Annotated in this window: 11 protein-coding genes, 2 tRNA genes and 1 pseudogene; 7 read left to right on the forward strand and 7 right to left on the reverse strand. The window is 49.2% G+C overall.

Annotated features, from left to right (window positions below):
- Nucleotides 1-60: 60 nt before the first annotated feature.
- Nucleotides 61-145, reverse strand: a tRNA-Tyr gene (locus A1OO_RS04455).
- A 71-nt stretch (nt 146-216) separates the two neighbouring features.
- A tRNA-Tyr gene (locus A1OO_RS04460) sits at nt 217-301 on the reverse strand.
- A gap of 221 nt (nt 302-522) precedes the next feature.
- On the opposite strand from A1OO_RS04460, the gene A1OO_RS04465 reads away from it, so the two are divergent.
- The 3 genes from A1OO_RS04465 to A1OO_RS04475 all read left to right on the forward strand — a co-directional run bounded on the left by A1OO_RS04465 (nt 523) and on the right by A1OO_RS04475 (nt 5179).
- A complete protein-coding gene (locus A1OO_RS04465; RefSeq protein WP_016958485.1) occupies nt 523-1602 on the forward strand; it encodes an efflux RND transporter periplasmic adaptor subunit in 1080 nt (359 codons plus the stop codon).
- Nucleotides 1603-4731, forward strand: coding sequence for a multidrug efflux RND transporter permease subunit (locus A1OO_RS04470; RefSeq protein WP_017004747.1), 3129 nt, complete (start codon nt 1603-1605; stop codon nt 4729-4731).
- Nucleotides 4732-4861: 130 nt separating this feature from the next.
- Nucleotides 4862-5179, forward strand: coding sequence for a DUF1244 domain-containing protein (locus A1OO_RS04475; RefSeq protein WP_016958483.1), 318 nt, complete (start codon nt 4862-4864; stop codon nt 5177-5179).
- A gap of 61 nt (nt 5180-5240) precedes the next feature.
- On the opposite strand, the gene A1OO_RS04480 is transcribed toward A1OO_RS04475, so the two are convergent.
- The 5 genes and pseudogenes from A1OO_RS04480 to A1OO_RS04495 all read right to left on the reverse strand — a co-directional run bounded on the left by A1OO_RS04480 (nt 5241) and on the right by A1OO_RS04495 (nt 8640).
- Nucleotides 5241-5762: a peptide-methionine (S)-S-oxide reductase gene (locus A1OO_RS04480; RefSeq protein WP_016958482.1), complete on the reverse strand. Its 522-nt coding sequence runs from the start codon at nt 5760-5762 to the stop codon at nt 5241-5243.
- A 130-nt stretch (nt 5763-5892) separates the two neighbouring features.
- Nucleotides 5893-6585, reverse strand: a pseudogene (gene queC, locus A1OO_RS04485) (7-cyano-7-deazaguanine synthase QueC); the annotation flags it as partial.
- Between the two features lie 108 nt (nt 6586-6693).
- Complete coding sequence (locus tag A1OO_RS04490; protein WP_016958480.1) at nt 6694-7287, reverse strand: Fic/DOC family protein; 594 nt, start codon at nt 7285-7287, stop codon at nt 6694-6696.
- A complete protein-coding gene (locus tag A1OO_RS23530; protein WP_016958479.1) occupies nt 7277-7435 on the reverse strand; it encodes a hypothetical protein in 159 nt (52 codons plus the stop codon). Before A1OO_RS23530 ends, A1OO_RS04490 begins: the two co-directional genes overlap by 11 nt.
- A 131-nt stretch (nt 7436-7566) precedes the next feature.
- The gene (locus A1OO_RS04495) at nt 7567-8640 is read right to left on the reverse strand and encodes a PLP-dependent cysteine synthase family protein (protein ID WP_016958478.1); all 1074 of its coding nucleotides are present in this window, start codon (nt 8638-8640) and stop codon (nt 7567-7569) included.
- A gap of 195 nt (nt 8641-8835) precedes the next feature.
- On the opposite strand from A1OO_RS04495, the gene A1OO_RS04500 reads away from it, so the two are divergent.
- From A1OO_RS04500 to A1OO_RS04515, 4 genes are all read left to right on the forward strand, one after another.
- The gene (locus tag A1OO_RS04500; RefSeq protein WP_016958477.1) at nt 8836-9300 is read left to right on the forward strand and encodes an Lrp/AsnC family transcriptional regulator; all 465 of its coding nucleotides are present in this window, start codon (nt 8836-8838) and stop codon (nt 9298-9300) included.
- Nucleotides 9301-9381: 81 nt separating this feature from the next.
- Nucleotides 9382-11127 (forward strand): ABC transporter transmembrane domain-containing protein, encoded by a 1746-nt coding sequence (locus A1OO_RS04505; protein ID WP_017004750.1) that lies wholly within the window; start codon nt 9382-9384, stop codon nt 11125-11127.
- Nucleotides 11124-12893 (forward strand): ABC transporter transmembrane domain-containing protein, encoded by a 1770-nt coding sequence (locus tag A1OO_RS04510; protein WP_017004751.1) that lies wholly within the window; start codon nt 11124-11126, stop codon nt 12891-12893. The genes A1OO_RS04505 and A1OO_RS04510 overlap by 4 nt, the downstream gene beginning before the upstream one ends.
- A gap of 112 nt (nt 12894-13005) precedes the next feature.
- The gene (locus A1OO_RS04515) at nt 13006-13314 is read left to right on the forward strand and encodes a hypothetical protein (RefSeq protein ID WP_017004752.1); all 309 of its coding nucleotides are present in this window, start codon (nt 13006-13008) and stop codon (nt 13312-13314) included.
- Nucleotides 13315-13606: the final 292 nt, after the last annotated feature.

The following is a 13606-nucleotide window of genomic DNA, read 5'->3' on the forward strand; positions in this document are numbered from 1 at the left end:
ATTACTTTTTTATATTGCGTTGCGTTCTTAATGTTATCCATCAAGCCACAAGGCGAATGATGGTGGTGGGAGAAGGATTCGAACCTTCGAAGGCGGAGCCGTCAGATTTACAGTCTGATCCCTTTGGCCACTCGGGAATCCCACCACGAGTTTTTCTTTTACATTTTCTATCTTGCGTTGCGTTCTAATGTTTCCATCAATCCACAAAGCGAATAATGGTGGTGGGAGAAGGATTCGAACCTTCGAAGGCGGAGCCGTCAGATTTACAGTCTGATCCCTTTGGCCACTCGGGAATCCCACCACAAGTGCGGGGCGCATATTATCAAACGAAGGGAAGCTGTAAAGCCTTTTTAACGAAAACAACGCGCGTTTGCTGGTTTTTTCGGCGTTGATACGCCGTGTTGGAGCAATTTGGGAGATTTTGCGTGATTGGCGTAAACTTTTCTCGGATTTACATTTCTTTACCGCACGCAAGATAGGCATGGAGTAGACTATGGCGAGTTGTTATTTACGGTTAATAAAATGAAAAACAAACTCCTTTTCACTGCTGCCATTGTCCTTGGCGGCGTGAGCTACTTCGCTTGGCAAAGTAAAACAGAAGCGGCAGATAGCCCCTCTGGGCATCCTGCTCGTGCGGCGATTGCCGTTGCGACCGCGCAGGTGGAAGAATATCCCGTTGCACGCAACCTATCGCTGATTGGTAACCTCAAATCTGAAAACTCTGTGATCATCTCCCCTGAGGTTGGCGGTAAAATTGATGCGATTCACGTTCGCGCGGGTCAACAAGTCAAAGAAGGCACGCCACTACTGACATTAGAAACGGCCAAGGCACAAGCGTCAGTAGCCGAAGCGCAAGCCTTCCATAAAGACGAAATGCGCAAGTTGGGTGAGTTTGCCAAACTGCACAAGCGCGGCGCTTTAACCAAAACTGAACTCGATGCCCAACAGTCAAGTGTCGACATCGCTAGAGCGCGTCTGGATGCGGCACAAGCCGATCTGGATGACCTTCACATCAAAGCGCCGTTCGCGGGCACTGTGGGCTTGGTGGATATCACCCGTGGCCAACTGGTATCTGCGGGCGAAGCGCTGCTGAACCTGGATGATCTGGCCTTGATGCAATTAGACATCAACGTGCCTGAGCAATACCTGAGTGAACTGAGCAAAGACATTAACGTGACTGCTCGTACCAAAGCGTGGAAAGACAAAACCTTTGATGGGGAACTAACGGCTGTCGATTCACGCATAAACAACGACACGCTTAACCTGCGTGCACGTATCGACATTGATAACGGTGATCGTTTGCTGCGCCCAGGGATGATGATGGAAGCCACGCTGGGCTTTGCTCCGCAGGTGACCACCGTGATTCCGGTCCAAGCGATCGAATACTCTGGCACGAAGCGCTTTGTTTATCTGGTCGATGACCAAGGTATTGCGCATCGCACCGAAGTGAAATTGGGCGCGCGCGTTGAAAACAAAGTCACCGTCGAAAGCGGCCTTGAACTTGGTGACCGCATCGTGGTGCAAGGTCTCGTGAGCATGCGTGATGGCACTAAAGTTAACGATCTGACCGCAGCCAAAGCCGCGAAAAACGAGGGCGAATAAATGTGGCTCTCGGATGTCTCTGTTAAGCGACCGGTTGTCGCGATTGTACTGAGCTTGCTGCTGTGTGTTTTCGGTATCGTTTCTTTTAGTAACCTTTCTGTACGCGAATACCCAGATATCGACAGCCCTGTGGTGTCGGTGATGACCCGTTATGCGGGGGCGTCAGCCAGCATCATGGAAAGTCAGATCACCCAAGTATTGGAAGATGAGCTTTCTGGTATCAGTGGCATTGAGGAAATTACCTCTGTCAGCCGTAACGGCATGTCTCGTATCACGGTTGAATTTGATATCGACTGGGATTTAACAGAAGGCGTGAGTGATGTGCGTGACGCCGTCGCGCGAGCACAACGTGGTCTCCCTGACGAAGCTGATGAACCGGTCGTGTCCAAATCCAACGGCTCGGGTGAAGCGTCAATCTACATCAACCTTGCTTCGCCTGAAATGGACAGAACACAGCTGACAGAATACGCGCAGCGCGTGCTGGAAGATAAATTCAGCCTGCTATCTGGTGTGAGTTCTGTTGAGCTATATGGTGCATTGTACAAAGTCATGTACGTGCGTCTCGACCCTGTTTTGATGGCGGGTCGCGGTGTCACCACGGAAGACATTACCTCAACACTTCGTCGTGAAAACCTCGAAAGTCCAGGTGGTGAAATTCGTAACGACATCACCAAGATGACGGTACGTACCGAGCGTTTGTATCAAACACCAGAAGATTTTCAGTATCTGGTGGTCCGCACAGCAAAAGATGGCAGCCCGATTTATCTAAAAGATGTGGCTGACGTTTATATTGGCTCCCAAAACGAAAATGCCACGTACAAAAACAACGGCATCAACAACCTCAGCTTAGGGATCGTACCGCAATCTGATGCGAACCCGTTGGATGTCGCTGTCGGTGTACGAGCGCTGGTTGATGAGTTCCAGCAGTTCCTGCCCGCAGGCGCAAGCCTTTGGGTGGACTATGACTCCACCATCTTTATCGAGCGTTCCATTGATGAGGTTTACAGCACTCTGTTTGTCACAGGGGCACTGGTCGTGCTAGTGCTGTACATCTTCATTGGGCAGGTTCGCGCGACATTGATCCCTGCGATCACCGTGCCTGTGTCACTGATCTCTGCATTTATTGCCGCGTACTTCTTTGGTTTTTCTATCAACCTACTGACCTTGATGGCGCTTATTCTTTCCATTGGTCTGGTGGTTGATGACGCCATTGTGGTGGTTGAGAACATGTTCCACCATATCGAAAAAGGCGAAACGCCGTTGGTGGCAGCCTTCAACGGCACGCGAGAAGTGGGCTTTGCGGTCGTGGCGACAACGGCTGTACTGGTGATGGTGTTCCTGCCGATCTCCTTTATGGATGGCATGGTCGGAAAACTGTTTACCGAGTTCTCCGTACTGCTCGCGATGTCTGTGATTTTCTCCTCTATCGTGGCATTAACACTAACGCCAGTGCTGGGCAGTAAAATCCTCAAAGCCAACGTGAAGCGTGGCGCGTTCAATCGCATGGTCGATAACTTCTTCGAGAAATTCGAAAATGGATATCGCAGCATGGTAACCGTTGCTGTTGCCGCGCGATTCGCTGCGCCGCTGGTGATAATTGCCTGTATTGGTGGTAGCGCCTTTTTGATGAAAAACCTGCCAGCACAGCTCGTGCCGCAAGAAGATCGTGGCGTGCTGATGGCCTTTGTTAAAGGCGCAGAAGGCACAGCGTACAACCGTATGGTTGGCAACATGGAAGAAGTTGAGCGACGCCTAATGCCATTGGTGGAAGAAGGCCTGCTGACATCTATCAGTTTGCAAGCACCAGCATTTGGCGGCATGGCCGGCGATCAAACAGGCTTTGTGATCATGCAGTTGGAAGACTGGGACAACCGAGACGAAACCGCAGGCCAAGCCCTAGGCCGTGTTCGCCAAGCCTTAGCCGGTATTCCTGATATTTTCGTGCGCGCCTTTATGCCGGGTTTCCGTGGGGGTTCAAGCGAGCCTGTGCAATTGGTGCTTGGTGGTCCTGATTATCAAGAACTCAACAAGTGGGCACAATTGCTCGTGGACGAAGCCAATAACAGCCCAATGCTGCAAGGGGTGGATCTCGATTACGCAGAAACCACGCCAGAGCTTGTTGTGAAAATTGACCGTCAACGTGCGGCGGAGCTGGGTATCAGTGTCGATGAAGTGTCTAACACCATGGAAGTCATGTTGGGCGGACGCACCGAGACCACGTTTGTGGATCGTGGTGAAGAGTTCGATGTCTACCTTCGCGGAGACGAATCGCGCTTCAACAGCAAAGACGACATCAGCCAGATTTACATGCGCACCCGCAATGGCGATCTGGTGAGTTTGGATACGCTAGCAGAAGTGGAAGAAGTCGCGTCCGCGCAGACATTGCGTCACTTCAATAAGCAAAAAGCCATCACTCTGAAAGCCAACTTGGGTGACGGTTACACCTTAGGCGATGCACTTGATTTTCTGGATGCCAAAGCCATCGAATTGCTGCCAGCCGATATTTCTGTCAGTTATTCAGGTGAGTCCGCAGAGTTTAAAGACAACCAAAGCAGCATCTTAATTGTGTTTAGCTTGGCGTTGCTGGTGGCTTATTTGGTGCTTGCCGCTCAGTTTGAAAGCTTCGTGAATCCGCTGGTGGTCATGCTGACTGTTCCAATGGGGATTTTCGGTGGCTTTGCTGGTCTATGGCTGACCAATCAAGGGCTCAATATCTACTCACAAATTGGCATGATCATGTTGATTGGTATGGTGACCAAAAACGGTATCTTGATCGTGGAGTTCGCCAACCAGCTTCGTGACCGTGGTGTGCTGTTTGAACAAGCGATTGTTGATGCGTCTGTGCGTCGTCTGCGCCCAATTATGATGACGGCATTCACCACGATCATTGGTGCGATTCCGTTGATTATTTCGACGGGCGCAGGCTATGAAAGCCGTGTTGCCGTGGGTACGGTGATTTTTGCGGGCATGACGTTCGCAACAGCGGTGACCTTGTTCGTTATTCCGGCTATGTATCGTCTGCTTTCAGTCAAAACCCATTCTCCGGGTTATGTTGAAGCGCAGTTGAATGCCGAGCTTGAAGCTGCCAAGCCGCATCGCGCGGCACATGGCGAATTCGACGCGCGCTAATTGTCTGAGACCGCACAATAAAAATGCCAGCCTTGCTAAGAGGCTGGCATTTTTTTATTTGGTTTTCCGTGCTGAGCATTGGTAAGGTTGAACGATAACGAATTCAATAAGCATCAACGGGAAAAAAGTCATGTCTGATAAATTGACGCAAGAACAACAAGATCAACTGGATGCCGCCACGTTCCGTCGCTTCCTATCGCATCTGGACAACAACAAAGATGTTCAGAATATCGACCTAATGATTCTGGCGGATTTTTGTCGTAACTGCCTGAGCAAGTGGTACAAAGCAGAAGCCGATAGCAAAGGCATTGACGTAAGTGACGACGAAGCCCGTGAGCGAGTTTACGGCATGTCTTACAGCGAGTGGAAAGCCAACCACCAACTGCCAGCTACGGATGAGCAAATGGTGGCATTTAAGAAACGTCAGGATGCAAAAGCCGACAAGTAAGCTGATGTAAATGCTTACGCAGAGTGAAAGAAAAAGAAAAAAGCGCCAATTGGTGCTTTTTTTACGCCCGTTCTGCGCCATAAACGGTTTCGCGAAGGTATTGCACGGCAGACGGTTTAACCAGCCTTGGGAATGTTATCGCCAGTGTTTTTAGTTTTGGCAGAATTTTCGAATCACAAAACGGTTTGTCAGGTTGACGCCAAAAGTAGTTTTGTACCGCAGAGGGGTTGGGATAAAACGCGACAAACGGCTTCGCTGATGTCATGACAGGCGCATCAAAATCAGATGCAGCGATAGCAATCGCGTTGGCCACAGCAGCATGCTGTTGTTTGTCTATTGCATACATTGCGCTTGGGTATTTCTCTCTTGCACTGTGGTTTGAGGTGCAAGAGTGTGTAGAAAGGTGCACGCGGGCGATATCTTCTAAAGATACAGTTTTTTCATCGAAGGCAAAAAATGCCGCTTCCACGTATTTGCCTTGCTTCGATGCTACAAAGCCTTGCTCAACGTTGGAAACACCGCGTAATGAACTGAATACCGCTTCCATACACCAGTAACAGGTGCCACTTACTGCAAGATACATGCATCCTCCTTTGAATTTCGCTATCAATAGAAACCGGAGGGGGAGGAATAACTTTCATTAAATGATAAAAAAGGCAGACTGCGCTGCCTTGTTTTCTGGTTTGCCTGACTTTTAGAGCTTGAAAGCGAAGTTAGGCTTTTTCGTTTAACGATGCCATCACTGCATCTTTGTCATCAAGATAGCTATCTAGCCCTTTTTGGCGTAAATCACAGGCAGGACAATCGCCACAGCCTTTGCCAATCACGCCGTTGTAGCAAGTCAGGGTGTTATCGCGAACATACTCAAGTTTACTGAACTTGTCTGCCAGCGCCCAGGTTTCCGCTTTGTTTAGCCACATCAAAGGCGTTCGAATTTCCAGTTCACGATCCATTCCCAGCACCAATGACTTGTTCATTGCCTGAACAAAATCATTGCGACAATCTGGGTAGCCAGAGAAATCGGTCTCACACACACCCGTGATCACGGTTTGTGCGCCCAACTGATACGCGTAAATCCCTGCCAGTGTCAGGAATAAAATATTACGACCCGGTACAAATGAGTTTGGTAGGCCGTTTTCTTGCAGTTCGTGTGAAACAGGAATGTTGTCACGGGTCAGCGAGCTTATCGCCAACTCATTCAGCAGACCGACATCCATTACCTTGTGTGATGTCGCGCCGAGCGTTTCAGCCACATCACGAGCCACTTCAATTTCTTGCTTGTGGCGTTGACCATAATCGAAGGTAATACAATGCACTTCGTCAAATTCAGACAGCGCCTGAATCAGGCAGGTTGTTGAATCCTGACCGCCACTAAAGACGACAACCGCTTTTTTCATGGGTAAACCTTTAACCGTTTGTAGATAGTTTCTTAGGTGCGGAGTTTAGCGCAGAAGGGTGAGGAGCTCTATGCAAGAGCTGTATAAATCGATTTGACAAGTAGGATGTTTAGCGCGTTATCGATTAGGTATTGCTTGGTTGAATATACCCTTGAGCGGAGCCAGATCTAAATGTACACCAGCAATATTTGCTTTAATCCACTGCTGTTGGTTAATCTCCGGCCAAGTGATGTCATACCCAATATCAAAAAGCATTTCTTCGAAAAAGAACCTTAGCGTTCGCCCATTTCCTTCTCTGAATGGATGCAAAAGATTAAGCTCACAAAAAAGATCTGCAACCGCGTCAATGAGTTGTTCACGGTGTGTGATTGTTTGTAAAGAAGGGATTTTGATAAAAAGTTTGTTTGCTTCTGGCACTATTCGAGTGAAGGTGCAAAACCTTGTATTTCCTTTGGAGATATCTACATCTCTTAGTTGACCTGCCCATTTGTACACATCTTGGAATAGGTGATAGTGAAGGTGGATCAGGTGGGCGAGATCAAACCTTTCTATCGGTTTTTTTTTACTTTGATAGGTTCGATAGCGTTCAGCAGTGAATTCAGATTCAGCTTCTGCTAAGTCGTCAAAATCTCTGATGTTAAGTAGGTTTATCAGAACATCAGAATCTGCGTAGCAATATTTGTCTTGTGCTACGCCATATTTATCTCGCATACGCTTGTTTCAATTCTTCAATTGAACGATTCTTGTTAGTTTTATTAAGTGATAAGCCTTCATAAGCAAGGCTGGTTTTAAAGTTTTCAATTTTTGGTTTGAATTGCGTTTGATTTTCAGATGGTGCTTTCGAACACGTTTTCGTCATGTAGCCTCCCACTTTGCAATTAGGTCAATTATAAAGCAAAAAAGCACAGTCTGTCATCAATGTGGCTTTGATGCAGACTATGCACATATTGGGTTATCTAGTTAGCGCAATACAGGGAAACAATAAGCCTATTACCCGCCAAACTTCTGCAAATACGCCAGCGTTGGCGCAACATCACCGATATTGGCTTCTACCCATGCTTCATCGAAATAGGTATCAAGATAGCGATCGCCGCTGTCGCACAACAGGGTGACGATTGAGCCTTTCTCGCCGCGCGCTTGCATCTCTTCAGCCAGTTTCAACGCGCCGAACAGGTTAGTGCCTGTGGATGCGCCTGCTTTGCGGCCCAAAATCCCTTCCAGCCAGTGAACGGTTGCCACACTGTCTGCGTCAGCAATGGTTTCCATGCGATCAATCACGCCGGGAATAAAGCTCGGCTCAACGCGCGGGCGGCCTATGCCTTCGATTTTTCCACCGCGATCAAGCGTCAGGGAACAATCTCCGGTTTTGTAGAATTCGTGGAATACCGAGTTTTCAGGGTCAACCGCCAGCAGTTGGGTTTCATGACAACGGTAGCGAATGAAACGACCAATGGTTGCCGATGTGCCGCCTGTGCCTGGGCTCATCACAATCCAGCTTGGCACGGGGTAACGTTCGAATTTCATCTGACCGAAAATACTGTTAGCGATGTTGTTATTACTGCGCCAGTCGGTTGCGCGTTCGGCGTAGGTGAACTGATCCATGTAATGGCCGTTCAACTCTTTTGCCAAGCGACGAGATTCAGCATAAATCGCATCAGAACGATCAACGAAATGCGCTTCGCCGCCGTAGAATTGGATTTGCTCGATTTTCTTTTTCGCCGTGGTGCACGGCACAACCGCAATAAAGCGGAGGCCAAGCAAGCGGGCGAAGTAGGCTTCAGAAATGGCCGTGCTGCCAGATGACGACTCAATGACCGTGGTGCCTTCTTTAATCCAACCATTACACAAACCGTAGAGAAAAAGTGAGCGTGCAAGGCGGTGTTTCAGGCTACCTGTTGGATGGGTACTTTCATCTTTGAGGTAAATATCAATATCGCTGAAATAGGGTAAATCCAGCTTAATCAAGTGGGTGTCCGCTGAACGTTGGAAATCCGCTTCTATTTTACGAATTGCCTCGCAAACCCAGTGAGACGAAGTGTTAGTGCTAACGGTGTCGGTCATCATTGGTCAAACTCTTACTGCATAGTTGATACCTAAACTATAAGCGGTTGTTAAGAGTAATGTTTTGCCATTTATCGTTTATAAATCGCCATGCGTGGAAAATAATTCTAAAATAAACGGAATTGTAGGAATAATTTCTCTCATAGGCTAGTTGGAGGAATGATTCATCGTGTTTCGCGCAAAAATGGTAAACCGTTAATGGCTATTTCCTTAGATAATATTGATCGTCAACTCTTGGATTGGTTGCAACGTGATGCGTCGCTATCGCTGTCTGATTTGGCCGAGAAGGTCAACCTCACTACTACGCCCTGTTGGAAGCGGTTAAAGCGCCTTGAAGAATGTGGCGTGTTGCGAAAGCGCGTAGCGCTGTTAGATCCTCAAGCGCTTGGGTTGTCGTTCACGGCATTTGTACACATAAAAACTGCCGATCATTCAGAGAGCTGGTATCGCAAGTTTGTGGATGCGGTGACGCCATTTCCAGAAGTGATGGAGTGCTACCGCATGGCGGGGGAATACGACTACATGATGAAGGTACAAGTGGCAGACATGGCAGCTTATGATCAGTTTTACAAAAAGCTGGTGAACAGCTTAGAGGGTCTGACCAATGTGACCTCAACCTTTGCGATGGAACCGCTGAAGTACACCACGGCATTGCCACTTTGATGCTTCATCTTGTTAGATGTTTCACCTGATAAAAATATAAAAAATTATTAGAACTAAAAGTCATCGCGCACAGGAGGATGAATGCGCATTTTCGTCGAGCTAGGTTGGTATTTTCGACAGGCGTGGAAGCGCTATGTCGGTGCCATTGTCATATTTGTTTTCGTCGCGACGTTTGAACTGATCCCACCAAAAGCGATCGGTTGGTTGGTGGACGGCGCCATGGCAGGCGACATTACCCGAGAGCATATGCTGATGGCGCTTGGTGCTATCGTGCTGCTTTGGTTTGTTGTCTATGTACTACGTATTATCTGGCGAGTCTGGTTATTTGGTGCAGCGGCGGGGCTTGGCACTGTGCTGCGCGATAAGTTATATCGCCATTTCACTACCCATTCGCCTCGCTTCTTTGAACGCTATCGCACTGGCGATCTCATGGCGCGTTCTACCAATGATGTGAAAGCGGTGGTGATGACCGCAGGTGAAGGTGTTCTCACGTTGGCGGACTCGGTGATCACAGGCTTGGCCGTGCTGATCGTGATGACCACGACCATTAGCTGGGAGCTGACTCTTTTGGCGCTTGCGCCTATGCCTGTTATGGCGTTTATGGTGAACCGATTTGGCACGCAGTTACATCATCGTTTCTCCGCATCACAAGCCGCGTTTTCTGACCTGTCTGATGAAACCCAATCGTCGCTCAATGGCATTCGCATGATCCGCGCGTTTGGCTTGGAATCTCAGCAAATTGCGCGTTTTAACAAGGTCGCCGATGACACGGGCGAGAAAAACATGGCGGTGGCGAAAGTCGATGCCATGTTCGATCCGGTGATTTTCGTCACCATCGGCACCTCGTTCTTCTGCTCTATCACAGGCGGCGGTTATATGGTCGCCAATGGCACGCTGACGCTCGGTGAGCTGACGGCATTCACCTTGTATCAAGGCTTGATGATTTGGCCAATGTTGGCGGTTGCGTGGCTATTTAACATCATCGAACGTGGTGCGGCAGCGTGGAAGCGTATCAAAGAAGTGTTGGATGAAACCTCAGAGCTTCAAGACGGTGAGATGCCGTTACCGGAAAATCCGCAGACGCTTGCCATTACCCTCGATCAGTTTACGTGGCGTGGTCATGATATTCCCGCATTGCGCGATATTGCCATCGAGCTTCCGGCGGGAAAAATGCTCGGCATTGCTGGCCCCGTTGGCAGCGGAAAATCGACCCTGCTTTCCTTGATGCTGCGTTTTGAAGATCCGGTTCAAGGCGCCGTGAAATATGGCGACGTCAGTTTGAAAGAATTTAAGATCGGCGAGTGGCGCGGCAAATTGGCCGTGGTCACCCAAACGCCATTTTTGTTCTCGCGTTCCATTGCGGAAAACATCGCGCTGGGCAGACCGGACGCGACACACGAGCAGATACGCGCCGCGGCCAAACTCGCATGTATCGATGACGACATTCTCCAGTTCCGCGAAGGCTATGAAACCCTCGTCGGTGAGAAAGGCATTACGCTATCTGGCGGTCAAAAACAGCGCATTTCGATTGCACGTGCTTTGTTACTCGATGCGGAAATTCTGGTATTGGATGATGCCTTGTCAGCCGTTGATGGTCGCACTGAGCACCATATTCTGAAAAACCTTCACGACCGCGCACAGCACCAAACCACGGTGGTGATTGCTCACCGACTTTCAGCACTGGAAGCGGCCGATGAGATCATCGTGTTGCAAAAAGGGCATATCGAAGAGCGCGGCACACACAATACGCTGGTGGCAGCTAACGGATGGTACGCAGAAATGCAGCATTATCAGCAACTCGAACAAGCGCTGGAGGAGTCGCTATGAGTAAACGTGATGTCTTAGCGCGATTGCTGCGTTACTTGCTGGATGACAAAAAAGGCTTTGCGATTGCCGCCGCATTGTTGCTGGTTGCCGCGGTTGCGGATGTCAGTGGCCCTTGGTTGATACGCATTTTCCTTGATGATTATCTGGCGAAATCGTATTTCCCGCCCATGGTGTTGTGGGGGTTGGCGATCGGGTACATCTCGGCGACCGTGCTTTCTGCTGCGCTGCACTACAGCTATGGCCTGCGCTTTAGTCGCATTGCGATTGGCATCGTGCAGACCATTCGCAAGAAAGTGTATGCCAGCATTATCAATCAGCCTCTATCGGCGTTTGATTACGTGCCTGCGGGTAAACTTGTCTCTCGGGTGACGAACGACACAGAATCACTCAAAGAGTTGTACGTGCAGGTTGTTGCCAGCTTTTTGAACAGTGTGGCGCTTATCACCGCCATGTTGATTGCCATGTACCTGCTTAGTCCAACGCTGACCCTTGTTGTCGCTATTTTGCTGCCGTCCGTGGTGTTTGTGATGTACTACTACCAGCATCGTTCTACGCCTGCGTATCGAGATTCGCGCGATCTACTCACCGACATTAACAGCGTGATGAGCGAGTCGATTCAGGGCATGAGCTTGATCCAGTTAATGGGGCAAGAGCAGCGATTCTCGGAGCGTTTTGCGTCGCTAACCGATCAACACCTGACCACAGAAGTGAAGATCGTCAAAGTGAACGGCATCTTTCTGCGTCCACTGATTGATCTCATGTCCGGTATCGCACTGATCTCATTGACCGCGATTTTTGGCTGGCAGGGAAGTGAAGTGATTGGTGTCGGCGTGCTGTATGCCTTTATCAGTTACCTCGGACGCGTGACAGAACCCTTGATTGAACTGATGCAGCGTTTGTCGCTGTTGCAGCAAGCGATCATGGCGGGCGAGCGATTGTTTGAATTGATGGACGCTAAACCGAATCAATACGGCAGCGATGATGCGCCGATTGAAAATGGCGACATCGAGATTTCCAATCTCACTTTTAGCTACGACGGCAAAACGCCGGTGCTGACTGACATCAATGCGTCGGTCAAAGAAGGTGGGTTCCTCGCGCTAGTCGGACACACGGGCAGCGGAAAGAGCACATTAGCGTCGCTGATGATGGGCTTTTACCCTTTGCAAGCGGGCGAGTTAAAACTCGGTGGTCGGGCTATTTCATCGCTTACGCAAAACGCGATGCGCACAGGCATTGCCATGGTGCAGCAAGACCCGCATGTGTTGTCAGCCACGTTTCGTGAAAACGTCACGCTAGGGCGCAAGATATCTGATGATGATATTTGGCAGGCGCTGGAGCAAGTCGATTTGGCGGATTATGTTCAGCATCTTCCTACCAAGCTTGATACGCCGATTGGTACCGGCGATGTCACTTTGTCCGCGGGTCAAAAACAGTTGTTGGCGCTAGCGCGTGTGCTGGTGGAACGTCCACGTATTTTGATCTTGGATGAGGCCACAGCGAACATTGATTCGGGGACGGAAGAGCGGGTGCAGCGCGCGTTGTCGTCCCTTCGTCATACCATGACCATTGTTGTGATTGCCCACCGACTCTCGACCATTGCCGATGCAGATAAGATTCTGGTGCTGCATCGCGGGCATGTCGAAGAGCAGGGTAGCCATCAGCAGTTGCTGGCTAACAAGGGTCGATATTGGCAGATGTATCAGCTACAACAGACGAAAGCCCATCTGGTGGAACTGGAGCAAATTGCCAGTGGTGAAGCGGAATAACGCGATTTTCACTGGTCATAAAAGATAAGCTTAAAAGTGGCACACCGTTAGCGTGTACAGAGAACTATACCGTATGTGATCGGTTATAAACCTCGTTATCGGAGTGCCACTTATGAACACAAAACTTGCCTTGTTGTTGATGGCGCTGCCACTGGTTGTTTTTTCGTCAGCAGATGCGGCAGAAAATTTAGATGAAATGAACACCCCAGACGCTATTCCCCCCATGAGTCTTCAACCTGACCCCATGCCACAACCTGCGTTAGAGCCTGGTCATTCTCAACTGCCACAGGCTGTCACGGATTATCAACTTCAGCAAGACGAGCAACAGCCGTACCTGCATGAGCAAGAACTCAACAACTTGAAAAACCGAGATGGCAGTGAGATGTCGGACTATCAAAAAGAAAACCTGTCACTTGAATAGCACGACACGCGAATAACAGACTCTTCAACTTGGGGCTTTGGCGGTACACCGTCAGCCCCTTGGCTTTTTCTCGGCTCTCGTTGTTAATCTCTTTCTTTCCCCTTATTTCTCCTCTTCTCCTCTTATTTCTCTTTTTTTCGTCCAACACCACTGAAATTTATCAATACGTTGCGCCATTTTGCGAGCCATGTTTGTGGTCATCAAACTGCAATATGACTCGCCATGAAATGTCACCGTTTAGTCACCCAAGCTTCATTTTCAACGTCTAATTTGGCCTTCTCGAAAATGAGAC

It is taken from the genome of Enterovibrio norvegicus FF-33 (genome assembly GCF_000286835.2).
GTDB lineage: Bacteria > Pseudomonadota > Gammaproteobacteria > Enterobacterales > Vibrionaceae > Enterovibrio > Enterovibrio norvegicus_A.

Bases quoted from the DNA above. Each gene is read 5' to 3' on its own strand.
- A1OO_RS04480 (WP_016958482.1), bottom strand. From the start codon at position 5,762: ATGTATCTTGCAGTAAGTGGCACCTGTTACTGGTGTATGGAAGCGGTA.
- A1OO_RS04465 (WP_016958485.1), top strand. From the start codon at position 523: ATGAAAAACAAACTCCTTTTCACTGCTGCCATTGTCCTTGGCGGCGTG.
- A1OO_RS04470 (WP_017004747.1), top strand. From the start codon at position 1,603: ATGTGGCTCTCGGATGTCTCTGTTAAGCGACCGGTTGTCGCGATTGTA.
- A1OO_RS04510 (WP_017004751.1), top strand. From the start codon at position 11,124: ATGAGTAAACGTGATGTCTTAGCGCGATTGCTGCGTTACTTGCTGGAT.
- A1OO_RS04515 (WP_017004752.1), top strand. From the start codon at position 13,006: ATGAACACAAAACTTGCCTTGTTGTTGATGGCGCTGCCACTGGTTGTT.
- A1OO_RS04495 (WP_016958478.1), bottom strand. From the start codon at position 8,640: ATGATGACCGACACCGTTAGCACTAACACTTCGTCTCACTGGGTTTGC.
- A1OO_RS04500 (WP_016958477.1), top strand. From the start codon at position 8,836: ATGGCTATTTCCTTAGATAATATTGATCGTCAACTCTTGGATTGGTTG.
- A1OO_RS04505 (WP_017004750.1), top strand. From the start codon at position 9,382: ATGCGCATTTTCGTCGAGCTAGGTTGGTATTTTCGACAGGCGTGGAAG.
- A1OO_RS04490 (WP_016958480.1), bottom strand. From the start codon at position 7,287: ATGCGAGATAAATATGGCGTAGCACAAGACAAATATTGCTACGCAGAT.
- A1OO_RS04475 (WP_016958483.1), top strand. From the start codon at position 4,862: ATGTCTGATAAATTGACGCAAGAACAACAAGATCAACTGGATGCCGCC.
- A1OO_RS23530 (WP_016958479.1), bottom strand. From the start codon at position 7,435: ATGACGAAAACGTGTTCGAAAGCACCATCTGAAAATCAAACGCAATTC.